The 23,263-nt window shown below is 68.1% G+C and carries 19 protein-coding genes and 1 pseudogene; 12 read left to right on the forward strand and 8 right to left on the reverse strand.

The window, feature by feature from the left end; all coding sequences use genetic code 11:
• Positions 1 to 375 precede the first annotated feature (375 nt).
• Entirely contained in the window at positions 376 to 942 is a 567-nt protein-coding gene (locus tag CYU59_RS19400) for a hypothetical protein (RefSeq protein WP_293001656.1), read from the forward strand.
• Here the strand turns inward: CYU59_RS19400 and CYU59_RS19405 are convergent.
• The 3 genes from CYU59_RS19405 to CYU59_RS19415 all read right to left on the reverse strand — a co-directional run bounded on the left by CYU59_RS19405 (position 889) and on the right by CYU59_RS19415 (position 4,673).
• The gene (locus CYU59_RS19405; protein WP_293001658.1) at positions 889 to 1,437 is read right to left on the reverse strand and encodes a methylated-DNA--[protein]-cysteine S-methyltransferase; all 549 of its coding nucleotides are present in this window, start codon (positions 1,435 to 1,437) and stop codon (positions 889 to 891) included. The genes CYU59_RS19400 and CYU59_RS19405 overlap by 54 nt on opposite strands.
• Positions 1,434 to 2,927, reverse strand: coding sequence for a DNA-3-methyladenine glycosylase 2 family protein (locus tag CYU59_RS19410; protein ID WP_293001660.1), 1,494 nt, complete (start codon positions 2,925 to 2,927; stop codon positions 1,434 to 1,436). The genes CYU59_RS19405 and CYU59_RS19410 overlap by 4 nt, the downstream gene beginning before the upstream one ends.
• A gap of 138 nt (positions 2,928 to 3,065) precedes the next feature.
• Positions 3,066 to 4,673, reverse strand: a complete 1,608-nt coding sequence (locus tag CYU59_RS19415) for an adenylate/guanylate cyclase domain-containing protein (RefSeq protein WP_293001662.1) — start codon at positions 4,671 to 4,673, stop codon at positions 3,066 to 3,068.
• Positions 4,674 to 4,722: 49 nt separating this feature from the next.
• Between CYU59_RS19415 and nucS the strand changes: the two genes are divergently transcribed.
• Positions 4,723 to 5,394, forward strand: a complete 672-nt coding sequence (nucS, locus tag CYU59_RS19420; protein WP_293001664.1) for an endonuclease NucS — start codon at positions 4,723 to 4,725, stop codon at positions 5,392 to 5,394.
• 22 nt (positions 5,395 to 5,416) lie between these two features.
• Positions 5,417 to 5,712: pseudogene (locus CYU59_RS19425) on the forward strand (hypothetical protein).
• Here the strand turns inward: CYU59_RS19425 and mce are convergent.
• Positions 5,709 to 6,188 carry a methylmalonyl-CoA epimerase gene (gene mce / locus CYU59_RS19430; RefSeq protein WP_293001666.1) on the reverse strand — a complete coding sequence of 160 codons (480 nt, stop codon included), beginning with the start codon at positions 6,186 to 6,188 and terminating at the stop codon, positions 5,709 to 5,711. The pseudogene CYU59_RS19425 and the gene mce overlap by 4 nt on opposite strands.
• Positions 6,189 to 6,267: 79 nt before the next feature.
• Between mce and CYU59_RS19435 the strand changes: the two genes are divergently transcribed.
• Both CYU59_RS19435 and CYU59_RS19440 read left to right on the forward strand, forming a co-directional pair.
• Entirely contained in the window at positions 6,268 to 7,449 is a 1,182-nt protein-coding gene (locus tag CYU59_RS19435) for an acetyl-CoA C-acetyltransferase (protein ID WP_293001668.1), read from the forward strand.
• Between the two features lie 162 nt (positions 7,450 to 7,611).
• Positions 7,612 to 8,520, forward strand: a complete 909-nt coding sequence (locus CYU59_RS19440; RefSeq protein ID WP_293001670.1) for a tetratricopeptide repeat protein — start codon at positions 7,612 to 7,614, stop codon at positions 8,518 to 8,520.
• Here CYU59_RS19440 and glgB read toward each other — a convergent pair.
• Both glgB and CYU59_RS19450 read right to left on the reverse strand, forming a co-directional pair.
• On the reverse strand, positions 8,504 to 10,720 hold the full coding sequence (glgB, locus tag CYU59_RS19445; protein WP_293001672.1) for a 1,4-alpha-glucan branching protein GlgB: 2,217 nt from the start codon (positions 10,718 to 10,720) through the stop codon (positions 8,504 to 8,506). The genes CYU59_RS19440 and glgB overlap by 17 nt on opposite strands.
• Before the next feature lie 7 nt (positions 10,721 to 10,727).
• Positions 10,728 to 12,812 (reverse strand): alpha-1,4-glucan--maltose-1-phosphate maltosyltransferase, encoded by a 2,085-nt coding sequence (locus tag CYU59_RS19450; RefSeq protein WP_293001674.1) that lies wholly within the window; start codon positions 12,810 to 12,812, stop codon positions 10,728 to 10,730.
• A gap of 192 nt (positions 12,813 to 13,004) precedes the next feature.
• On the opposite strand from CYU59_RS19450, the gene CYU59_RS19455 reads away from it, so the two are divergent.
• Positions 13,005 to 15,617: a glycosyltransferase family 1 protein gene (locus CYU59_RS19455; protein WP_293001676.1), complete on the forward strand. Its 2,613-nt coding sequence runs from the start codon at positions 13,005 to 13,007 to the stop codon at positions 15,615 to 15,617.
• Here CYU59_RS19455 and CYU59_RS19460 read toward each other — a convergent pair.
• Positions 15,614 to 17,563: an ATP-dependent DNA helicase gene (locus CYU59_RS19460; RefSeq protein ID WP_293001832.1), complete on the reverse strand. Its 1,950-nt coding sequence runs from the start codon at positions 17,561 to 17,563 to the stop codon at positions 15,614 to 15,616. The genes CYU59_RS19455 and CYU59_RS19460 overlap by 4 nt on opposite strands.
• 35 nt (positions 17,564 to 17,598) lie before the next feature.
• A complete protein-coding gene (locus CYU59_RS19465) occupies positions 17,599 to 18,924 on the reverse strand; it encodes a nicotinate phosphoribosyltransferase (protein WP_293001678.1) in 1,326 nt (441 codons plus the stop codon).
• 48 nt (positions 18,925 to 18,972) lie between these two features.
• Between CYU59_RS19465 and clpS the strand changes: the two genes are divergently transcribed.
• From clpS to CYU59_RS19495, 6 genes are read left to right on the forward strand one after another with little or no spacing between them, the layout of a single operon-like run.
• Positions 18,973 to 19,275 (forward strand): ATP-dependent Clp protease adapter ClpS, encoded by a 303-nt coding sequence (gene clpS / locus CYU59_RS19470; RefSeq protein WP_293001680.1) that lies wholly within the window; start codon positions 18,973 to 18,975, stop codon positions 19,273 to 19,275.
• Positions 19,276 to 19,279: 4 nt separating this feature from the next.
• The gene (locus tag CYU59_RS19475) at positions 19,280 to 19,852 is read left to right on the forward strand and encodes a DUF2017 domain-containing protein (protein ID WP_293001682.1); all 573 of its coding nucleotides are present in this window, start codon (positions 19,280 to 19,282) and stop codon (positions 19,850 to 19,852) included.
• Positions 19,849 to 20,892 (forward strand): P1 family peptidase, encoded by a 1,044-nt coding sequence (locus CYU59_RS19480; RefSeq protein ID WP_293001684.1) that lies wholly within the window; start codon positions 19,849 to 19,851, stop codon positions 20,890 to 20,892. The genes CYU59_RS19475 and CYU59_RS19480 overlap by 4 nt, the downstream gene beginning before the upstream one ends.
• Entirely contained in the window at positions 20,889 to 21,524 is a 636-nt protein-coding gene (locus CYU59_RS19485) for a rhomboid family intramembrane serine protease (protein WP_293001686.1), read from the forward strand. The genes CYU59_RS19480 and CYU59_RS19485 overlap by 4 nt, the downstream gene beginning before the upstream one ends.
• A 10-nt stretch (positions 21,525 to 21,534) precedes the next feature.
• Positions 21,535 to 22,368, forward strand: coding sequence for a glutamate racemase (gene murI / locus CYU59_RS19490; protein WP_293001688.1), 834 nt, complete (start codon positions 21,535 to 21,537; stop codon positions 22,366 to 22,368).
• Between the two features lie 59 nt (positions 22,369 to 22,427).
• A complete protein-coding gene (locus tag CYU59_RS19495; RefSeq protein WP_293001690.1) occupies positions 22,428 to 23,201 on the forward strand; it encodes a cyclic nucleotide-degrading phosphodiesterase in 774 nt (257 codons plus the stop codon).
• The last annotated feature ends 62 nt before the right edge of the window (positions 23,202 to 23,263 follow it).

Below are 23,263 nucleotides of genomic sequence, written 5' to 3' on the forward strand. Positions count from 1 at the left end.
CCCGGAAGCTAAGCCTGCCAGCGCCGATGATACTACCCACCCGGGTGGAAAAGTAGGACACCGCCGAACACACACAACACACCCGTGCCCCCCAAAAACCCTGGGGGGCACGGGCATTTGTGCGTTAGGGGCCGTTCGGTCGCAGCAAGCCGGCCAGGCCAGATAGTCGCCGCGCTGCGCCGACACGCATATTCAGCAAACTCCCGGCGCAAAACTTACAATTGTGTCATTCAGGTCTCGTAGGTCGCGGTTGCGCAACGCCGCGGTTGCAAACAGTTATCGTTCCGTGTTGTTACTGTGACAAAACTACCCTACCGTTATCAAAGTGAAATCTGTGCTCTATGTGCATGGAGTGCTGACGGAGGGGAGCTTTCAATGACCGCGAACAGGACGACCGGCGTCGAGCGCCGGCGCAACCGCACGGGCCCGAGTTCGAGCCCCGGGCGATCCGGTTGGGACACAGCGGAAATGGTGGCGACCTCGATCGTGCGTCCTGTCATCGTCACCGCGGCAGTGTTCGCAGCCGTCCTGGGCTCTATCCCTGCGGCGCATGCGGATTCGGCCGGCGATGTGGTGGCTCCCGTCCTCGGCGGGGCGGGCATCGGCAATAACGGTCCTGTCAGCGGCGCCATCGCCCAGATGGGCCAGTCCATCTGCCCGATGCTGGTCAAGCCTGGCGGCAGTCTGGCGAGTGGGGCTGCCCAGATGACTGGTCACGGCGGTCTGGAGGCACCTATGGCCGGCTTTCTGGCCCAGATGGCAATCCAGTCGCAGTGCCCGGGCTGGATCAACTCGGTCGCGAACGGCAATATGCCGTTCCCGCTTCCCGGTGCCGGCGGCCCAGGACTCCCGCTTGGCTTGCCTGGTGCCGCGGCTCCGCAGCCGTTGCTACCCGGCATCAATCCCGCGGGTGGGCAACCGCGTCCGTTCCCCGGCTTCTAGGTCGAACAGAGGCAGGGTCGGCGAGGTGCGGCTGCTTTCCAGTGCCAGCAGCGAACGCTTCCGATCGAGCCCGCCGCCGTAGCCGGTGAGACCGCCGCTGGCGCCGATCACCCGGTGGCATGGAACAACGATGGCGATGGGGTTGTGGCCGTTGGCCAGTCCCACTGCGCGGGCCGCGCCCGGGGCGCCGATCTGTTGGGCGATCTCGCCGTAGGACCGGGTTTCCCCGAACGGAATGGTCTGCAGCGCTTGCCATACACGTCGCTGGAACTCGGTGCCCTGGAGGTTGAGCTCGAGATCGAATTCGGTCAGCGTTCCCGCGAAGTATGCATTGAGTTGTGCCACAGCGTCATCGAAGGCCGTGGGATTCGAAGACCATCCGGTGCGGCGGGGCTCGTACGTCTGGTCGACCATCCGCAGATGGGAAAGCACCTCACCACGACCCGCCAGAGTGAGCAGCCCGATCGGACTGTCGATGGTGCGGTAGTGGGTCATGCGGTCTCCTTGACGGGCCAGTGATTCACCGAGTGCTCGAGCGTCGTCCATAAATGCTGGGTGGCATAGGAGCGCCACGGACGCCACCGCTGGCTTCGCGCCGTGAGCTCGCGGAACTCGGTCGGCAGGCCCAATTGCTCTGCCGCCAAACGCAACCCGAGATCGCTGGCGGGAAAGGCATCGGGATCGCCGAGACCGCGCATCGCAATCACTTCGGCTGTCCACGGGCCGATACCCGGCAGCGCCAACAGTTGACGGCGAGCCGCCTCCCAATCGCAGCCGGCGTCGAGCACCACGCCGCCGTCGGCGAGCGCGGCGATCAGCCCAGTCAGCGTCCGCCGCCGGCTGGCCGGCACGGCCAGATGGGCGGGATCGATGTCGCCCAGTTGATCGATCGACGGAAACGTATGTGTCAGATCGCCGTTGGGGTCATGAATCTGATCGCCGTAAGCTAGAACCAGTCGGCTGGTGTGGGTGCGTGCGGCCTTCATGGACACCTGCTGGCCCAGCACCGCCCGGACCGCGAGTTCCGCCTCGTCCACGGTGCGGGGAATGCGCTGCCCGGGCGCCTTGGCCACCACTGCCGCCAGCGACGCATCGGAGCCCAGGGCATCGATCACCGCATCGGGATCGGCGTCGAGGTCGAGCAGGCGCCGGCAGCGCGAGATCGCCGATGCCAAGTCGCGGAAGTCGTCGAGCACAAGGACGCAACGGACATGGTCGGGCGCCGGCGTCAGGCTGACGATCCCTTTGCCGAATGGCAGGCGCAGCGTGCGGCGATACGCGCCGTCGCGCACTTCCTCGCAACCGGTTACCACGCTGGCGGCCAGATGGCCGAAGATTCCCTCGTAGGCGAAGGGGACGCGCACCGGCAAGCGCAGCGACACGGTGCCTGGTGAGCGCATGTCCGCGGTCCCGTCGTGGCGCCGGGTGGCGCGGCCGCGGAGATCGGTTGGCGTGCCGGCGAATACCAGACGCACCGTGTCGTTGAACTGCCGGATACTGGAAAACCCTGCGGCAAAGGCGATATCGCCAAACGGCAGTTCAGTCGTCTCGATCAGAATCCGTGCGGTCTGTGCGCGCTGCGCGCGAGCGAGCGCGAGCGGGCCCGCTCCGGTTTCCTCGCGCAAGAGACGCTGCAGTTGCCGAGCGGTGTAGCCGAGGCGGGTGGCCAGGCCGGCGACGCCCTCGCGGTCGACGGTGCCGTCCGCGATCAGCCTCATCGCCCTGGCGACGAGGTCGTCGCGGATATTCCATTCCGGTGAGCCGGGCGAGGCGTCCGGGCGGCATCGCTTACAGGCCCGGAAACCGGCCCGCTGCGCGGCCGCGGCCGTCGGATAGAACCGCATGTTGCGGGCAAATGGGGGCCGGACCGGACAGCTGGGACGGCAGTAGATGCCGGTCGTGCGTACCGCGGTGACGAACCAGCCGTCAAACCGCGCGTCCTTGGATTGGACGGCGCGATAGCAGCGGTCGAAGTCTTCGTGCACTACACGACACTTACACCCACCCACCGACATTACTGGCGGAAAAGCGACATCAACGTCGCTTGGTGACCGCGCTCGGTGCCGTCCGGTGATCCCACCCGCGGCGGACGTCCACCGGCCTCGGCGAGCACGTTCGCGGAGTCAGGCGAGTGTCGCCAACTGGGTGGGCTGGTCGTGGCCGCGCAGCGTCACGCTTTCGCCCAGCGACCACCGCGCCTGCTCTTCGTCACCGGCGGCGTTGACGGTGTTCGAGGATGCCAGCAGCCGGTGCGGCTTGTTCTTGGCCAGCTCGCACAACCGCGCGGCTTCGTTGACCGGCTCGCCGATGACGGTGTATTCGAAACGTTCCTTGGCGCCCACATTTCCGGCCAGGGCCTTGCCGGCCGTCACGCCGATGCCCGCCTTGATCTCGGGTACCTCTTCGTCGAGGCGATGAGCGATAGCGCGGGCCGCGCTGAGCGCCTGGGCCTCGGGCCGGTCGAGGTGGTTGGGCGCGCCGAACACCGCCAGCACCGCGTCACCCTCGAACTTGTTGACCAGTCCGTGGTGGCGGTCGACCTCTTCGACGATCACCGCAAAGAATCGGTTGAGGAGCTGGACGACCTCGGCGGCCGGGCGGCTGGTCACCAGTTTGGTCGAGCCGATGACGTCGATGAAGACCACCGCGACATGGCGCTCTTCGCCACCGAGTTGTGGCATGTCCCGCTCGGCGGCCGCGGCGACCTCACGGCCCACGTGCCGGCCGAACAGGTCACGCACGCGCTCGCGCTCGCGCAGCCCGTCGACCATCGCGTTGAATCCGCGTTGCAGCTCACCGAGTTCGGTGCCGTCGAAGACCACCAGATCGCCGCGCAGGTCGCCGTCTTCGACGCGCTTGAGCGCCGCCCGCACCACCCGCACCGGCGTCGCCGTCAGCCAGGCCAGAATCCACATCAGCACGAAGCCGAAAACCAGTGCGGCACCTGATATCACGAGGATGGCCACCGCCAGCTGGGTCTTGCTCAGGTTGTCCAGCAGCACGCCGCCCAGCAGCGCCGTGACGATGATGCCGAGCACCGGCACTCCGGAGCCGAGCAGCCACACCGTCAACGTGCGGCCCATGATTCCCGGGGCCAGTCGACGCGGCGCACCGCCCGCCTCGAGCGCCTGAGCGGCCACCGGGCGCAGCGCGAACTCGGTGAACAGGTAACACGCTGTCGACACCAAGATGCCGCACACGCTGACACAGAAGCCCACGATCGGAATGAACGTGCTGTTGGCCAGACCGTAGAGCGTGGTCAGCAGCGCGGTGCCGATCACCCACAGTGTGAGCACCCCGAACGCCAGCCAGAACGGCGCGGTGAAGGTGGCACGCTCGTCGGCGGGGGTGGGGTCGTGCTCCTCGATCGCCCATCGCAATACGCCGGTGGTGCGGCGGGTGATCAGGTAGGTGCCCAGACCCAGCGCCACCACGCAGTACGCGGGCGTGACTCCGAAAGTGATCCACAGCAGCGGTCCGCTGAAGATGCTCGGCTTGGGGAACGCGACGGTCAGCAGCAGCGTCGAGACGCCGATACCGATGACGTTCGCCCCCAGGATGAACACCGTCAGGATGAGCTGGATGCGCACCCGCCGACGGCCCTGGCTCTCCGACACCTTCCCGAGCAGCCACGAGCCATAGGCCGGGGTCTCCGGCAGTCGTCCGCTCTGCTTGGTCACCCGCTCGAGTAGTCGTCCCAGCCGTTGCGCGGTCGATCGGGTAGCCATCATGGTGGCGTCAGCCTAATTGCTTATTGGGCCCGTGCTTAAGGTATGTCGCGTGCGCCTCGTCATCGCCCGTTGCACCGTTGATTACGTCGGACGTCTCACCGCTCACTTACCGTCGGCGCGCCGGCTTCTGCTGTTCAAAGCCGACGGCTCGGTGAGCGTGCACGCCGACGACCGTGCGTACAAGCCGCTGAACTGGATGAGCCCGCCGTGTTGGCTGTCCGAGGAAGGCGAGGGGGAGGTGCCGGTCTGGGTGGTGCAGAACAAGGCCGGCGAGCAACTGCGCATCACCGTCGAGGACATCGAGCACGACTCCAGCCACGAGCTGGGGGTCGACCCCGGGTTGGTCAAGGATGGCGTCGAGGCACATCTGCAGGTGCTGCTCGCCGAGCACGTCGAGTTGCTCGGCGCCGGGTACACGTTGGTGCGTCGCGAGTACATGACGCCGATCGGGCCCGTCGACCTGCTGTGCCGCGACGATCAGGGGCGTTCGGTCGCGGTGGAGATCAAGCGACGCGGTGAGATCGACGGGGTCGAGCAGCTCACCCGGTACCTGGAGTTGCTCAACCGCGACAGCCTGCTGGCGCCGGTGAGCGGGGTTTTCGCCGCCCAGCAGATTAAGCCGCAGGCGAAAACTTTAGCCACCGATCGCGGAATCCGTTGTCTGACACTGGACTACGACAAGATGCGCGGCATGGACTCGGACGAATTCCGGCTGTTCTGAGCCGTCTCATTAGACTGCCGCTATGGCTCGGCGCCGCAGTTCTCCGCGCGGGCAGCGGTCAGTAACGCCGCTGCCGGCCCCGCGCCGGCTGGAGACCGGTCCGGACGGATACGACTACGAGGTCCGGCCGATCGCCGCGGCGCGGGCGTTCAAGACGTACCGCTGCCCTGGCTGCGATCACGAAATACGCTCAGGCGCCGCGCATGTAGTGGTGTGGCTGGCCGATTCGGCGAAGTGGCGGTCGATGACCGCCGGCACTGGCACACGCCGTGCTGGGCCAACCGCGCGACGCGCTCGCCGACCCGGAAGTGGAGCTAGTGGTCTGAATCCTCGGCCGGCTCGACCAATTCGATCAGCACACCGCCGGCGTCCTTGGGGTGGATGAAGTTGATCCGCGAGTTCGCTGTGCCGCGGCGAGGCACGTCGTAGAGCAACCGGACGTCCTGGTCGCGCAAGCGCTCGGTGAGTGCGTCGAGGTCGCTGACCCGGTACGCGATCTGCTGGATCCCAGGGCCGCGCTTGTCGAGGAATTTCGCGATCGCCGACGAGTCGCTGATCGGGGCCATCAGCTGCACCTGCGCGCTGCCGACCGCGGCACCGCGCACCGACAGCATCGCCTCACGGATGCCCTGATCGTCGTTGACCTCTTCGTGCAGCACAATCATGCCGAGATGGTCGTGGTACCACGCGATCGCGACATCGAGGTCGGGGACCGCGATGCCGACGTGATCGACTGCCGTCACCAGTGCGGTGCTGAGTACTCGACGGGTGTCAACGTGATCGGTGGTCATCACGTCACGGTAACCTGACGGGAAAGAATCCGCCTCTGCCGATTTCTCGGATCGGCTGTCGAACCCCGCCCTGGAGGTAGTCATGACCACGTCGGTGATAGTTGCTGGAGCACGGACGCCGGTTGGCAAGCTGATGGGCTCGCTGAAGGACTTCAGCGCGAGCGATCTGGGTGCCATCGCGATCAAGGGCGCATTGGAGAAGGCGAACGTGCCGGCGTCGCTCGTCGAGTACGTGATCATGGGCCAGGTGCTGACCGCCGGCGCGGGCCAGATGCCGGCCCGGCAGTCGGCCGTCGACGCCGGTATCGGCTGGGATGTGCCGTCCCTGACCATCAACAAGATGTGTCTGTCCGGGATCGACGCCATCGCCCTCGCTGACCAGCTCATTCGGGCCGGTGAGTTCGACGTGGTGGTGGCCGGCGGCCAGGAGTCGATGACCAAGGCTCCGCACCTGCTGATCGACAGCCGGGCGGGCTACAAGTACGGCGACGTCACCGTGCGCGACCACATGGCCTACGACGGCCTGCACGACGTGTTCACCGACCAGCCGATGGGCGCGCTCACCGAGCAGCGCAACGACGTCGACAAGTTCACCCGTGGCCAGCAGGACGAGTTCGCGGCGCGCTCACACCAGAAGGCCGCCGCGGCCTGGAAGGACGGCGTTTTCGCCGACGAGGTGGTGCCGGTGAGCATCCCGCAACGCAAAGGCGATCCGCTGCAGTTCAGCGAGGACGAGGGCATCCGCGCCAACACCACCGCGGAGTCCCTGGCGGGTCTCAAGCCCGCCTTCCGCAAGGACGGCACCATCACCGCCGGGTCGGCCTCGCAGATTTCCGACGGCGCCGCGGCAGTGGTCGTGATGAACAAGGACAAGGCCGTCGAGCTGGGCCTGACCTGGCTGGTCGAGATCGGCGCGCACGGTGTGGTGGCCGGGCCCGATTCGACACTGCAATCGCAGCCCGCCAACGCGATCAAGAAGGCGCTCGGCCGCGAAGGCATCACCGTCGACCAACTCGACGTGGTGGAGATCAACGAGGCGTTCTCGGCGGTCGCGCTGGCATCGACGCAGGAACTGGGCATCGATCCCGAGATCGTCAACGTCAACGGCGGGGCCATCGCGATCGGACACCCGATCGGGATGTCCGGTGCCCGGATCACCCTGCACGTGGCCCTTGAATTGGCCCGTCGCGGGTCCGGGTACGGCGTTGCTGCGCTGTGCGGCGCGGGCGGTCAGGGTGACGCGCTGATTCTGCGCGCCGGCTAGTTACCGGCCAGTACGGTTTGGTGCGGATGTGGCTGGACAGGCGTCCAGAAGTTTGCTGGCGACGGATCCTCCGCGGATTGACAACGCGTGATGTGATGTTGCTCATAGGAGCTTCGGAACCGGATGGAAAGCGGCCGACACCGCCGTGCCAGACTTGATCGCGTGAGCCGTCCACGTCCCCCGATCGGGCCCGCGTTGGCCGGCGCGGTCGATCTGTCCGCCCTCAAGCAGCCCCCTCCCGCCGGTGGCGACAGCCCCGGCGGATCGGCGTCGGCGCCGGCCGGCGTCGAAGTCAACGAGGCGAACTTCGAAGACGAAATACTGCTGCGTTCCAACCAGGTTCCGGTCGTCGTGCTGCTGTGGTCGCCGCGCAGTGAGGTGTGCCTGCAGCTGGCCGACACGCTGTCCGGACTGGCCGCGCAGGACAACGGCAAGTGGGCGCTGGCCAGTGTCAACGTCGACGTCTCACCCCGGGTGGCGCAGATCTTCGGTGTCGAAGTAGTGCCGACCGTCGTGGCGCTGGCAGCCGGGCAGCCGCTGTCGAGCTTCCAGGGTGCCCAACCGCCGGAGCAGTTGCGCCGCTGGGTCGACTCGCTGCTCTCGGCGACGGCCGGAAAGCTGAGTGGCGCCGCCGATGTCGATCCCGACGAGCCCGAGGCCGTCGACCCCGCGATCGCGCAGGCCCGTCAGCAGCTCGAGGACAACGACCTCGGGGCCGCGCTCGACTCCTACCAGGAGATCCTCGACGAGGACCCGAACAACGCCGAAGCCAAAGGGGCGGTGCGCCAGATCGCATTCCTCATGCGGGCGACCGCGCACGGACCGGACGCGATCGCGGCCGCCGATGCCGCCCCGGACGACATCGACGCCGCCTTCGCCGCGGCCGACGTGCAGCTCCTCAGCCAGGACGTGACCGGCGCATTCGATCGGCTGGTCGCGTTGGTGCGTCGAAAGTCCGACGACGAGCGGACGTCGGTCCGCACCCGACTGATCGAGTTGTTCGAGTTGTTCGATCCGGCCGATCCGGACGTGATCGCCGGCCGGCGGAATCTGGCTAACGCGCTGTACTAGAAGGTTTCTCGGGTTCCAGCCACAGGCCCGACATCGGCGGCAGCGCCAACACCGCAGACGCTGGACGACCGTGCCACGGATCTTCGGTGGCATCGACCCCACCCAGGTTGCCGATCCCGCTGCCGTTGTAGACGGTGGCGTCGGTGTTGAGCACCTCGCGCCACCGCCCGGCGCCGGGCAGGCCCAGGCGGTAGCCGCTGTGCTCGGCGCCGGCGAAGTTGAAGACGCACGCCATCACCGAGCCGTCGCTGCCGTAGCGCAGGAAGCTCAAGACGTTGTTGGCGGCGTCGTTGGCGTCGATCCAGGAGTAGCCCTCGGGCTTGATGTCCTGACTCCACAGCGCCGACGACGAGCGGTAGATGTCGTTGAGATCGTGGACGAGCCGGAGTATTCCGCCGGAGAAACTGTCCTCGTCGAGCTGGAACCAGTCGAGGCCACGCTCCTCGGACCATTCGGCGCGTTGCCCGAATTCCTGGCCCATGAACAGCAATTGCTTGCCCGGGTGCGCCCACTGGTAGGCCAGCAGGCTACGCAGCCCGGCCGCCTTGGTGTGATCGTCGCCGGGCATCCGCCCCCACAGCGTGCCCTTGCCGTGCACGACTTCGTCGTGGCTGATCGGCAGCACGAAGTTCTCGCTGTAGGCGTAGATCATCGAGAAGGTGATCGCGTGGTGATGGTAGGTGCGGTAGATCGGATCCCGGCCGAAGTAGTCGAGCGTGTCGTGCATCCAGCCCATGTTCCACTTCATCGAGAAGCCAAGTCCGCCAACGCTGGTCGGGCGTGTCACGCCGGGCCACGACGTCGACTCCTCGGCGATCGTGACGATGCCCGGTGCGGCCTTGTGGGCGGTGGCGTTCATCTCCTGCAGGAACTGCACGGCCTCGAGGTTTTCCCGGCCGCCGTGGATGTTCGGTGTCCAGCCGCCTTCGGGCCGCGAGTAGTCGAGGTAGAGCATCGACGCGACGGCGTCCACCCGCAGTCCGTCGATGTGATACTGCTCGAGCCAGTACAGCGCGTTGGCGACCAGGAAGTTGCGCACCTCGGCCCTGCCGAAGTCGAACACGTATGTGCCCCAGTCGAGTTGCTCCCCGCGGCGGGGGTCGGAATGCTCGTAGAGCGGTGTGCCGTCGAAGCGCCCCAGCGCCCAGGCGTCCTTCGGGAAGTGGGCGGGCACCCAGTCCACGATGACCCCGATGCCGGCCTGGTGCAGCGTGTCGATCAGCTCGCGAAGCTCGTCGGGTGTGCCGAACCGCGACGTGGGCGCGTAGTAGGACGTGACCTGATACCCCCACGAGCCGCCGAACGGATGCTCGGCGACGGGCAGCAGTTCGACGTGGGTGAACCCTTGCGCCAGAACATATTCCGTCAGCTCGCGGGTGAGGTCACGGTATGACAGGCCTGGCCGCCAGGAGCCCAGGTGCACCTCGTAGGTGCTCATCGGTTCGAAGACCGCGTTCCGCGAGGCGCGCGCGGTCATCCACTCGTCGTCGTTCCAGTGGTACCGGCTCACGTTCACCCGCGAGGCGGTCTGCGGCGGCACCTCGGTCGCGAACGCCATCGGGTCGGCCCGGTCGGTGACCGACCCGTCGGCGCCGTGCACCCGGAACTTGTACAGGCCGTCGCGCGGGAAGTCGGGCCAGAAGACCTCCCACACACCTGAGGAACCGAGCACCCGCATCGGCGCGTCGTTGCCGTTCCAGCCGTTGAAGTCGGCGATCAGGCTGACGCCTTTGGCGTTGGGGGCCCAAACCGCGAAAGAGACCCCGTCGACCGTGCCGTCGGCGGTGGTGAACGAACGGGGATGCGCGCCGAGGACATCCCACAGTCGCTCGTGGCGCCCCTCGTTGAACAGATGCAGGTCGACCTCGCCGAGCGTCGGCAGGAAGCGGTAGGCGTCGGCGACCACGTGCGGATCACCGTGGTCGTACCGGACCTCGAGGCGGTAGTCGATCAGGTTGACGAACGGCAGCGCAACCGCGAACACGCCGGAATCGATGTGCTGCAACGGGAACCGGTCGGCGCCGACCACCGCGACCACCTCGGTGGCGTGCGGACGGAACGTCCGAATGACGGTGTGGTCGCCGTATTCGTGCGCGCCGAGGATGCCGTGCGGATTGTGGTGCTCGCCGGACAGCAGCCGGGCCAGGTCGCCGGGTTCGGGTGCCAGTCGGGCCTTGGCGACTTCTTCGGTGGACTTCATAGCGGCGTTACCTCCGTCGCAGCAGACTGATTCGTGCTTCGGACGGGATGAGCGGCATGTTGATGACGTGAGCGACGGCGTGGCCTGGATCGATGCGCACGTAATTGGCTGCGCCCCATTGATATTCCTCACCGGTGATCTCGTCACGCACCCAGAACCGCTCGTGGTGCTCCATGCCCAGCGCGTCCATGTCCAGCGAAAGGGTGGCTTCCTCCGGGCCGAACGCGTTGAGCGTCACGACGACCAGCACGCAGTCGCCGGTCGCAGGGTCGAACTTGCTGTAGGCCAGCAGCGCGTCGTTGTCGATGGCGTGGAACGTGATGTTGCGCAGCTGCTGCAGGGCGGGATGGAGCCGCCGAATGCTGTTCAGCCGCGCGATGAATGGCTCCAGTGACCGCCCGGCCGCCAGGGCGCCGGCGAAGTCACGGGGCCGCAACTCGTATTTCTCCGAGTCGAGATACTCCTCGCTGCCTTCGGCGACCGCGCGGCCCTCGAACAGCTCGTAGCCGGAGTACACCCCCCAGGTGGGGCTCAGCGTGGAGGCCAGCACCGCCCGGATGGCGAACATGCCCGGCCCGCCGTATTGCAGGCTGGCGTGCAGGATGTCGGGGGTGTTGACGAACAGGTTGGGCCGTCGGTAGTCGGCTATCTCGGGGATCTGTTCGCCGAACTCGGTGAGCTCCCACTTCGCGGTGCGCCAGGTGAAGTACGTGTAGGACTGCGTGAAACCCAGCTTGGCCAAACCGTATTGACGGGCCGGCGGGGTGAAAGCCTCCGACAGGAACAACACGTCGGGATCAGCTGCCTTCACCTGGGCGATCAACCACGCCCAGAAGTTGGGCGGCTTGGTGTGCGGGTTGTCGACGCGAAAGATCTTGACGCCGTGGTCCATCCAATACCGCACGACGCGCAGTACCTCGTCGTAGAGGCCGGCCGGGTCGTTGTCGAAGTTGATCGGGTAGATGTCCTGATATTTCTTTGGCGGATTCTCCGCGTAGGCGATCGTGCCGTCCGGCAACTCGGTGAACCACTGGCGGTGGTCCTTGGCCCACGGGTGATCAGGCGCGCACTGCAGCGCCAGATCGAGAGCGACCTCCAAACCCAATTCTTGGGCGGCGCCGACGAAGGAGTCGAAGTCGGCGATCGTGCCGAGCTCCGGGTGCACCGCGTCGTGGCCGCCCTCGTCGCTGCCGATCGCCCATGGGGAGCCGACGTCACCGGGCACGGCGGTGGCGGTGTTGTTGCGGCCCTTGCGGTGCACCTTGCCGATCGGGTGGATCGGCGGCAGGTAGACCACGTCGAAGCCCATCTGCGCGATCCGCGGCAAAGCCGCGGCCGCGGTGGCGAACGTGCCGTGCACCGGATCGCCCTTGGCGTCCCAGCCGCCGGTCGAGCGGGGGAACAACTCGTACCACGACCCGAACCGGGCCAGCGGGCGGTCGACCCACACCCCGTACTGCTCGCCGCGGGTAACCAGCTCGCGCAGCGGATATTGGGCCAGCAGCTCGCCGACCTCGGGTGCCAACGCCAGCGCGGCGCGGGGCACCGGGTCACCGGGCGTCCGCAGCGCGTCGGCGGCCTTCAGCAGCGGCTCGCGCCGGGCGCGGGGAACACCGGTGGCGGCGCGCTCCAGCAGCTGCGCCCCGACCAGTAGGTCGTTGGACAGCTCGGTCTCGCCTTGGCCGGCGTCCAGCTTGGCCTCCACGGCGTGCCGCCAGGTATGGATCGGGTCGCCCCAGCCGTCGACCCGGAAGGTCCACAACCCGACGGCGTCGGGAGTGAACACGCCGTGAAAGACGTACGGCTCCAGCCCGGGCGTCATCGGCAGGTGCAGCGGCTTGACACGGACGGCGGTATCGACAGCGGGCTCAGCCACCGTCGGCGCCTGAACCGCCTTGAGTCGACGGGTCTCCCCGACCAGGGGATAGCGCGGTCCCAGGTAACGCACCACCAAGGTGGCGGCGACGGCGTCATGGCCCTCGCGCCATACGGCTGCACGTACCGGAATCACCTCGTCGACCACGGCTTTCGCCGGGTAGGCGCCGCACGACACGACGGGCGCGACGTCGTCGATCTCGACACGACCGGGCACCGATACTCCTTTGCGAGCTAGTCGATTGTCGTCCTGGGCGCGGTCGAACTGTGACCTGCGCGTCTTCGGCTGGCTACGGTGCAAGCCCTTGTGCGCCCAGTACCCACCGTAGTGTCGGGCCACACCTGAGGTCAGGTGGCGCGGGTCGATCAGGGGGCGAAACCTGCCCTCGCGTCAGTAAGGTAAGGACGCGTGAAAGCCCTCCGTCGGTTCACGGTCCGTGCCCACCTTCCGGAACGCCTGGCGGCGCTGGAGCAGTTGTCCACCAACCTGCGATGGTCGTGGGACAAGCCGACCCAGGACCTCTTCGCGGCGATCGATCCCGCGCTGTGGTCGCAGTGCGGGCAGGATCCGGTCGCCTTGTTGGGGGCGGTCAACCCGGCCCGACTCGACGAATTGGCCCTCGACGGCGGCTATCTGGACTGGCTCGACCGGCTGGCCGCAGACCTCGACGACTATTTGACCCGTCCGCAGTGGTACCAGCAGCAGCAGAGCAACGGCACTCCCATGCCGAACGGCATCGCGTACTTCTCGATGGAGTTCGGGGTGGCCGAAGTGCTGCCGAACTATTCGGGCGGGTTGGGCATCCTGGCCGGTGACCATCTCAAGGCCGCTTCGGATCTGGGGTTGCCGCTGATCGCGGTGGGTTTGTACTACCGCTCCGGCTATTTCCGCCAGTCGCTGACCGCCGACGGCTGGCAACACGAGGACTACCCGTCGCTCGATCCGGCCGGGTTGCCACTGCGTCTGCTCACCGACGCCACGGGTGCGCCGGCACTCGTCGAGCTGGCGCTACCGGAGCCCGGTTCGCTGCGCGCTCGGATCTGGGTCGCCCAGGTCGGTCGGGTGCCGCTGCTGCTGCTGGACTCCGACATTCCCGAGAACGAGCACGAGATGCGCGGTGTCACCGACCGGCTCTACGGCGGCGACCAGGAACACCGCATGCAGCAGGAGATCCTCGCCGGGATCGGCGGGGTGCGGGCCATCCGCGCGTACACCGCCATCGAAGGCCTGCCCGCGCCTGAGGTGTTCCACATGAACGAGGGGCACGCCGGCTTCCTCGGTGCCGAGCGAATCCGCGAATTGGTGGACGCCGGTTTGGATTTCGACACCGCGCTGACCGTAGTGCGGTCCAGCACGGTGTTCACCACACACACTCCGGTGCCCGCCGGAATCGACCGCTTTCCGCACGAGATGGTGCAGCGCTACTTCGCCGGCAGCCCCACGGACGGCGCGGGTGTTGCGGCCGGGTCGGTGCTGCTGCCCGGGGTGCCGGTCGGCAGGATTCTCGCGCTGGGTGCCGAGGACGATCCGGAAAAGTTCAACATGGCCCACATGGGTTTGCGACTTGCCCAGCGCGCCAACGGCGTTTCGCTGCTGCACGGCGAAGTCAGCCGGGGCATGTTCAACGAACTGTGGGCGGGTTTCGACACCAGCGAGGTGCCGATCGGGTCCATCACCAACGGCGTCCACGCCCGCACCTGGGCGGCGCCGCAGTGGTTGCAGCTCGGCCAGGAATTGGTCGGATCGGACTCGTTCGCCGATCCCGGCGTCTGGCTGCGGGTCAACGAGGTCGACGGCGGCCACCTGTGGTGGATCCGGTCGCAGTTGCGCGCTCTGCTGGTGGAGGACGTGCGGGCGCGGCTGCACCGGAGCTGGCTGGTTCGTGGTGCGCCTGAGGCCGAATTGGGTTGGATTTCCACGGCTTTCGACCCGGATGTGCTGACAATCGGTTTCGCCCGCCGGGTGCCGACCTACAAGCGCCTGACGTTGATGTTGCGCGACCCCGAACGCCTCGAGCAGCTTTTGCTCAACGAGGACAGGCCGATCCAGTTGATCGTCGCCGGAAAGTCGCATCCCGCCGACGACGGCGGCAAGGCGCTGATCCAGCAGGTCGTCCAGTTCGCCGACCGGCCCGAGGTGCGGCACCGGATCGCGTTCCTGCCCGACTACGACATGTCGATGGCCCGGTTGTTGTACTGGGGCTGTGATGTCTGGCTGAACAACCCGTTGCGGCCGCTGGAGGCGTGCGGCACGTCGGGAATGAAGAGCGCGCTCAACGGCGGTCTGAACCTGTCGATTCTCGACGGGTGGTGGGACGAGTGGTACGACGGCGAGAACGGCTGGGCAATCCCGTCGGCCTCCGGAGTCGCCGACGAGGAACGCCGCGACGACCTCGAAGCCGCCGCGTTGTACGACCTGCTGCAGAAGTCCGTGGCGCCGAAGTTCTACGAGCGCGACGAGCACGGCGTGCCGCGTCGCTGGATCGAGATGGTTCGTCACACCCTGCAGACGTTGGGTCCGAAAGTGTTGGCCTCCAGGATGGTTCGCGACTACACCGAGGGCTACTACCTGCCTGCGGCCGAGTCGTTGCGCCGGACCGTCGCCGTCGACAGCGACGGGCAGGCCGCCTTCGACCCGGCCCGCGAGCTGGCCGCCTATCGGCGGCGCGCCTTCGACGAGTGGCCGCACATCCGGGTCACCGACGTCGACAGCACCGGGCTACCGGACACCCCGATTCTCGGGTCGAAGCTGACCCTGACCGCGACCGTCCAGCTCGCGGGGCTGCGGCCTGAGGAGGTCACGGTCCAGGCCGTGGTGGGCCGGGTCGAGACCGGTGACGTGCTGGTGGATCCGGTCACGGTGGACATGCCCTACACCGGCACGGCGTCCGGCGGCGATCACGTGTTCGCGACGACGACACCGCTGCCGGTCGCCGGCTCGGTCGGCTACACCGTGCGGGTGTTGCCGCATCACCCGATGCTGGCGTCGGGGGCGGAGTTGGGATTGGTCACGCTGGCCTAGCCTGCCGACTGGGTCAGCCGGGTCAGGGCCGCGCGCACCGCAGCAGCGTCGGTGGTCGCCCAGAACGGCGGCAGCGACGCCCGCAGGTAGCCGCCGTAGCGGGCGGTGGCCATCCGGGAGTCCAGCACCGCGACCACGCCGCGGTCGTCGGTGCCGCGTAGCAGCCGTCCCGCGCCCTGGGCCAACAGCAGCGCGGCGTGGCTGGCCGCAACGGACATGAAGCCGTTACCGCCGGCGGCGGCCACCGCCCGCTGCCGGGCCGACAACAACGGATCGTCGGGCCGTGGGAACGGGATCCGGTCGATGATGACCAGCGACAGCGACGGCCCGGGCACGTCGACGCCCTGCCACAGCGACAGCGTGCCGAACAGTGAGGTCGCCGGGTCCGCGGCGAACTGCTCGACCAGGGTGGTGGTGGTGTCCTCGCCCTGACACAGCACCGGCGTGGACAGCCGTTCGGCCATCGCGTCGGCGGCTGCGCGCGCCGCGCGCATCGACGAGAACAGCCCGAGGGTTCGTCCGCCCGCCGCGGTGATCAGTTCGGCGATCTCGGTCAGCTGCTCGGCGGTGCCGGTGCCGTCGCGGCCGGGCGGTGGCAACTGCGCCGCGACGTAGAGAATCCCCGATTTGGCGTGCTGGAACGGCGATCCGACATCCATTCCGCGCCAGGGTTTTTCGCTGTCGGCCAAGCCCCACGCCTGTGCCATCGCGTCGAACGATCCGCCGACGGTCAACGTGGCCGACGTCAAGACGGCGGTCGAATCGGCGAACAGACGGGTCCGCAGCAGCCCGGCCACCGACAGCGGCGCGACCCGCAGAAACGTTCGCGTCGTTCCACGGTTGTCCTCGTGATCGAGCCATACGACGTCGGTGCGGTTGGCGATCGTGGGTCCGAACGATCCCAGTATTCGGTTTGCGGTGTCGGCGATTTCGGCCAGGCTGGCGACCGCTTCGGATCGGGCCGCGGCGGCCCTGGGGTCGGTCGGCGAGGTGTCGATGGTCGATCGCGCGGTGGTGGCCGCATCGCGCAGCGCGGTGAGCTGGGTGGCGAGCTCGTCGTCGAGGTGGTCGATGCGTCCGGCCGGCGCGTTCTGGATGAGCGTGATGAAGATGCCCGTCATGCGTTCCCAGCGCTGGAAGACCTCGGCGTCGACCAGCTGTGCGATGCGCCGCGACGCGATGCCGAGCACGGTCGCGGTGAGCTCGCCGGTGGCCACCGCGGTGACCCGGTCCACCAGATCGTGTGCCTCGTCGACAATCAGCAGCCGGTGTTCGGGCAGCACGGCCGAGTCGGCGACGGCGTTGATGGCCAGCAGCGCGTGGTTGGTGACGACCACGTCGGCAATGCCGGCCTTGGCGCGCGCCTTCTCGGAGAAGCAGTCGGTGCCGAACGGGCAGCGGGCTACCCCCAGGCATTCCCGGGCGGACACGCTGACCTGGCCCCACGCCCGGTCCGCGACACCGGGTTTGAGGTCGTCACGATCGCCGGACTCGGTCTCCGAGGCCCACTCGGTGAGCCGCTGCACCTCGCGGCCCAACGCCGAGGCCGCCTGCGGCCGGAACAGCTCCTGGGGCTCGTCGCCGGCATCCGCGGCCGAGCCATTGTGAATCTTGTTGAGGCACAGGTAGTTCTGCCGGCCCTTCAGCAGGGCGAACCGCGGCTTGCGGGGCAGCGCGTCGGTGAGCGCGTCGACCAGCTGGGGGAGATCGCGATTGACCAGTTGGCGCTGCAACGCGATCGTCGCCGTCGACACCACCACCGGCGCGTTGTCCGACACCGCGCGTTCGATCGCCGGCACCAGGTACGCCAACGACTTTCCGGTGCCTGTACCGGCCTGCACGGCCAGGTGCTCACCGGACTCGAAGGCATGCGCGACCGCGTCGGCCATCTCGCGCTGGCCGCTGCGTTCGCTACCGCCCAGCGCGGCCACCGCGGTGGACAGCAGTTGCGTTGCCGGCGTGGGTACATCCTCGGGCGTGGCTACTCCTGGGGGTCAGCCGGCGGACGTCGGGCCGGGATCTGGGTGGTGGGGATCGCCGGGTCGCCGTGCGACAACATCAGACCCTCCCAGGGCAAGCTTCGCAAGCCCGATGCCACCAGGTCGCGCGCCACGCCCAGGTCAGGCTGGGCAACCACCTCGCCGTTGCGCATCAACGGCACCATCAACGACCTCGACGGCCCGCTGTGCGGCGGCGGCTGCCCGGCCGGGTACACGATCTCCTCGGTGACTGTGCCGGTCGAACGGGCCAGCCGGATCGCCTCCTTGCGACCGCCGTGCGACTCCTTGCGGACACTGCGCTTCTCGACGGGTATCCCGTCGACTTCGACCAGCTTGTAGACCATGCTCGCCGTCGGGGCGCCCGACCCGGTGACCAGTGAGGTGCCGATCCCGTAAGTGTCCACCGGCTCGGCGCGCAGTCCGGCGATCGCGAACTCGTCGAGATCCCCGGAGACCACGATGCGAGTCTGGGTGGCCCCCAGACCATCCAGCTGCTCGCGGACCTGCCGGGCCAGCACGCCCAGATCGCCGGAGTCGATCCGCACCGCGCCCAGTCCGGGGCCGGCCGCCGCGACGGCGTTGGCCACACCGGCCGTCACGTCGTAGGTGTCGACCAACAGGGTGGTGCCGGGGCCGAGCGCGGCGATCTGAGCGGCGAACGCGGCCGGCTCGTCGGGTCCGTGCGCACCGTCGTACAACAGCGTGAACGCGTGCGCGCTGGTGCCCTCGGTCGGCACGCCGTAACGGCGGTGGGCTTGCAGGTTGGAGGTCGCTGTGAACCCCGCGAGGTAGGCCGCCCGCGCAGCCGCCACCGCGGCCTGCTCGTGAGTGCGGCGCGAACCCATGTCCATCAGCGGTCGCCCGTTTGCGGCGCTGACCATCCGCGCGGCGGCTGAGGCAATAGCGGTGTCGTGGTTGAAGATCGACAGCGCCAACGTCTCGAGCACTACGCATTCGCCGAAGCTGCCGCGCACCGAAAGCACCGGCGAGCCAGGAAAATACAGCTCACCCTCGGCATAGCCGTCGATGTCGCCGCGGAACCGGAAATCACTGAGGTAGGCCAGCGTGTCCCGATCGAGGAATTCCGCCAGCGACTCACAGGCGGCCTCGTCGAACCTGAAGGCGGACAACGCTTCCACGAAACGGCCCGTTCCTGCCACGACGCCGTAGCGCCGTCCGTCGGGGAGTTTGCGGGCGAACAGCTCGAACGTGCACTGCCGGTCAGCGCTGCCGCCCCGCAGTGCGGCCGACAGCATGGTCAGCTCGTACCTGTCGGTCAGCATCCCGGTGTCGGCCGAGTCGTTCACCCCGCAACCGTATCGGTAGCGCGGGGGTGACTCGCTATCCTGTGAACCATGGCTGCGTCCGCCCCGAGCAAACCGGGCACCACCGGGCAACGGGAAGCAGACACCGTCGAAGCCACGGCCGCTCCCTGGGTGACCATCGTCTGGGACGATCCGGTCAACCTGATGAACTACGTGACCTACGTCTTCCAGAAGCTGTTCGGCTACAGCGAGCCGCACGCCACCAAGCTGATGCTGCAGGTGCACAACGAAGGCAAGGCCGTTGTCTCGGCGGGCAGCCGGGAATCGATGGAGGTCGACGTGACGAAGCTGCATGCGGCCGGATTGTGGGCCACCATGCAGCAGGACCACTGATCGGGTGCGCAAATGGAAGCGGGTACAAGCCGCTGACGGCGTCCGGTTCCGGTCGGCGCTGGACGCCCACGAAGCGGGCCTGCTGAAGAGCCTGGTGGCCTCGATGATCGGGTTGCTCGACGAACGCGAATCCTCTTCACCGCAAGACGAACTCGAGCAGCTGACCGGAATGAAGACCGGCAACTCCGAGCCGCCGGACAATGCGACGCTGATGCGCCTGCTGCCGGATTTCGCCAAGCCGAACGACGACCCGGGAGTGGACACCGACAGCTTGAACTCGGCCCTTCGCAGCCTGCACGAGCCGGCCATCATCGACGCCAAGCGGCTTGCGGCACAACAACTTCTGGACACGCTGCCGGACGGTGGCGGCAAGATCGAGTTGACCGAGGACGCCGCCAACTCCTGGACCGCGGCCGTCAACGATCTGCGGCTCGCGCTGGGGACCATGCTCGAGATCCGGCCCGACGGACCCGACCGGTTGCCCGAAAACCACCCGCTGGCCGGGCATCTCGACGTCTACCAGTGGCTGACCGTGCTGCAGGAGTATCTGGTCCTGGCGTTGATGGGCTCGCGATGAGTTCGATCACCGACGTGGCCGGGATCCTGGTCGGCCAGTACCACCGGTTGGATCCCGACGCGGCGATGGGTGCGGGCTGGGCCAGCGGCGTCACCGTGGTGCTGACACCGCCGGGCACTGTCGGCGCCGTCGACGTGCGCGGCGGTGCGCCGGGCACCCGCGAGACCGACCTGCTGGATCCGGCCAACAGCGTGCGCTACGTCGACGCGGTGCTGCTGGCCGGCGGCAGCGCGTTCGGGCTGGCAGCCGCCGACGGGGTGATGCGCTGGCTGGAGGAACACGACCGGGGCGTGGCGATGAAGGGCGGAGTGGTGCCGATCGTGCCGGGCGCGGTGATCTTCGACTTGGAGGTGGGCGGTTGGGGTAACCGGCCGACCGCCGACTTCGGGTACGACGCCTGCCGGACGGCGGGCACCGAGGTCGCCGTCGGCACTGTCGGTGCCGGGGTCGGAGCCTGTGCGGGCGTGCTGAAGGGGGGCGTCGGGACCGCGTCGACCACGTTGGCGTCCGGTGCGACGGTCGGTGCTCTGGTGGTGGTGAATTCCTCGGGCAACGTCGTGGATCAGGCGACCGGCCTGCCGTGGCTGAGCTACCTGGTCGCCGAGTTCGGCCTGACCACACCGCCGGATGAGGAACTCGCTGAGCTGGCCGCCCTGGAGTCGCCGCTCAGCTCGCTGAACACCACGATCGCGGTGGTCGCGACCGACGCCGCGCTGAGCCCGGCCGCCTGCCGGCAGGTCGCGAGCACCGCTCAGGACGGGCTGGCGCGCAGCATTCGGCCCGCGCACACCCCGGTCGATGGCGACACGGTCTTCGCGCTGGCGACCGGGGCCATCGAGGTGGCGCCGCCGGCGGATCTGGCGGCCGCGTTCTCGCCGGAGACGCCGCTGGCCACGGCCGTCGGTAGCGCGGCGGCGGACTGCCTGGCGCAGGCGGTGGTGGCTGCCGTCATCGCCGCGGACCCGGTGGCCGACATCCCGACCTATCGTGGATTGTTGCCGGGAGCTTTCCGGCCCACGGAGAGGCAGGCGCCGGCATGACCAGCCACACGCAGCAGCCGAGGAAACGGTCCGCGTTCGTCGTCGGCGGGGCCACCATCCTCAGCTTCGTGGCGCTGCTGTACGTCATCGAGGCGTTCGACCAGCTCAACGGCCACCGGCTCGACGAGAACGGCATCCGTCCGCTGGAGACCGACGGCCTCTGGGGCATCCTGTTCGCGCCGCTGCTGCACGCCAACTGGGCGCACCTGGCGGCCAACACCGGGCCGGCGCTGGTGCTCGGCTTTCTGGTCACCCTTGCCGGGCTGTCGAGATTCCTCTGGGCGACCGCGATCATCTGGATCGTCGGCGGATTCGGCACCTGGCTGATCGGCAACGTGCCGTGTCCCCATACCGACCACATCGGCGCGTCCGGCCTGATCTTCGGCTGGCTGACCTTCCTACTGGTGTTCGGGTTCTTCATCCGCTCGGGCTGGCAGATCCTGATCGGACTGCTGGTGCTGGTCGTCTACGGCAGCGTGCTGTGGGGCGCTGTCCCGGAGCTCAATGTCTGTGGCGGGGTGTCCTGGCAGGGGCATCTTTGCGGCGGCATCGCCGGAGTGTTGGCCGCCTACCTGCTGTCCAGTCCGGAACGCGAAGCGCGCGAGCGGCGCCGACGAGGCTCGCGGCGATGATCGAGCCGACATGAGTAACGCACTGGCGCCCATCGGGGTGTTCGACTCGGGCGTGGGCGGGTTGACCGTGGCCCGGGCCATCATCGACCAGCTGCCCGACGAGGACATCGTCTACGTCGGCGACACCGGCAACGGCCCCTACGGCCCGCTGACCATCCCCGAAATCCGGGCGCACGCCCTGGCCATCGGCGACGACCTGGTCGAGCGTGGCATCAAGGCGTTGGTCATCGCCTGCAACTCGGCGTCGTCGGCCTGCCTGCACGACGCGCGTGAACGCTACGACGTGCCGGTGGTCGAGGTGATCCTGCCCGCGGTGCGGCGGGCCGTCGCCACCACCCGCAACGGCCGCATCGGCGTGATCGGAACCCAGGCCACCGTCGCATCGGGTGCCTACCAGGACGCCTTCGCCGCCGCCCGCGACACGGAAGTCACCGCGGTGGCCTGTCCGCGGTTCGTCGATTTCGTCGAACGCGGCATCACCAGCGGGCGACAGGTCCTCGGGCTGGCCGAGGGCTACCTCGAGCCGCTGCAACGAGCCGACGTCGACACCCTCGTGCTCGGCTGCACCCACTACCCGCTGCTGTCCGGGCTGATCCAGTTGGCCATGGGAGACGCGGTCACGCTGGTTTCCAGTGCGGAGGAGACGGCCAAGGAGCTGCTCCGGGTGCTCAGCGAGCGCGACCTTCTGCATCCCCACCCGGATCGTCCCGATGCGGATGCGCCGACGCGGGTGTTCGAGGCCACCGGCGATCCGGAGGCGTTCCTCGCCCTCGCGGCCCGGTTCCTGGGACCGGTGATCACCGGCGTCGAACCGGTCCATCGGCACATCGCGGCGTCCAGCTGACTTACTCATCAGTAAACCGGGGATGTTTTCCACAACATGACGTTGGGCATGGCACAGTGGTGTGCGTGCGAGTTACCGTGCTGGGCTGCTCCGGGAGCGTCGTCGGCCCGGACTCGCCCGCCTCGGGCTATCTGCTCCGGGCGCCGGACACCCCGCCGCTGGTCATCGACTTCGGTGGGGGCGTGCTCGGTGCCCTGCAACGGCATGCCGACCCGGGTGCGGCTCAGGTGCTGCTGTCTCACCTGCACGCCGACCACTGCCTCGATGTGCCCGGGCTGTTCGTCTGGCGCCGTTATCACCCGTCTCCGCCGGCGGGCAAAGCCCTGCTGTACGGACCGAGCGACACCTGGTCGCGGCTGGGCGCCGCGTCGTCGCCCTACGGTGGCGAAATCGACGATTGCTCCGACATTTTCGACGTCCGCCACTGGGTCGACGGCGAGGCCGTCAGTATCGGCGCTCTCACCGTCACGCCGAGGCTGGTGTGCCACCCGACCGAGTCCTACGGGATGCGCTTCACCAATGCCGCCGGCGCTTCGTTCGTCTACAGCGGGGACACCGGCTACTGCGACGCGGTCATCGAATTGGCTCGCGGCGCCGACGTCTTCCTGTGCGAGGCGTCCTGGACGCACTCGCCGGATCGCCCGCCGAACCTGCACCTGTCCGGCACCGAGGCCGGACGGATCGCGGCGGCGGCCGGTGTGGGCGAACTGCTGTTGACGCACATCCCGCCGTGGACCGCGCGCGAGGACGTCATCAGCGAGGCCAAAGCTGAGTTCGACGGCCCCGTGCACGCGGTGGTCTGCGGCGAGACGTTCAACGTCGGGCGCTCCTGACGCCGGGTTAGGGTCCACCCGCCCGGCCAGCCGGGCGATCGGCGCCGAGCGCCCTGCCAGCC

It is taken from the genome of Mycobacterium sp. (assembly GCF_002863225.1).
Classification (GTDB): domain Bacteria; phylum Actinomycetota; class Actinomycetes; order Mycobacteriales; family Mycobacteriaceae; genus Mycobacterium.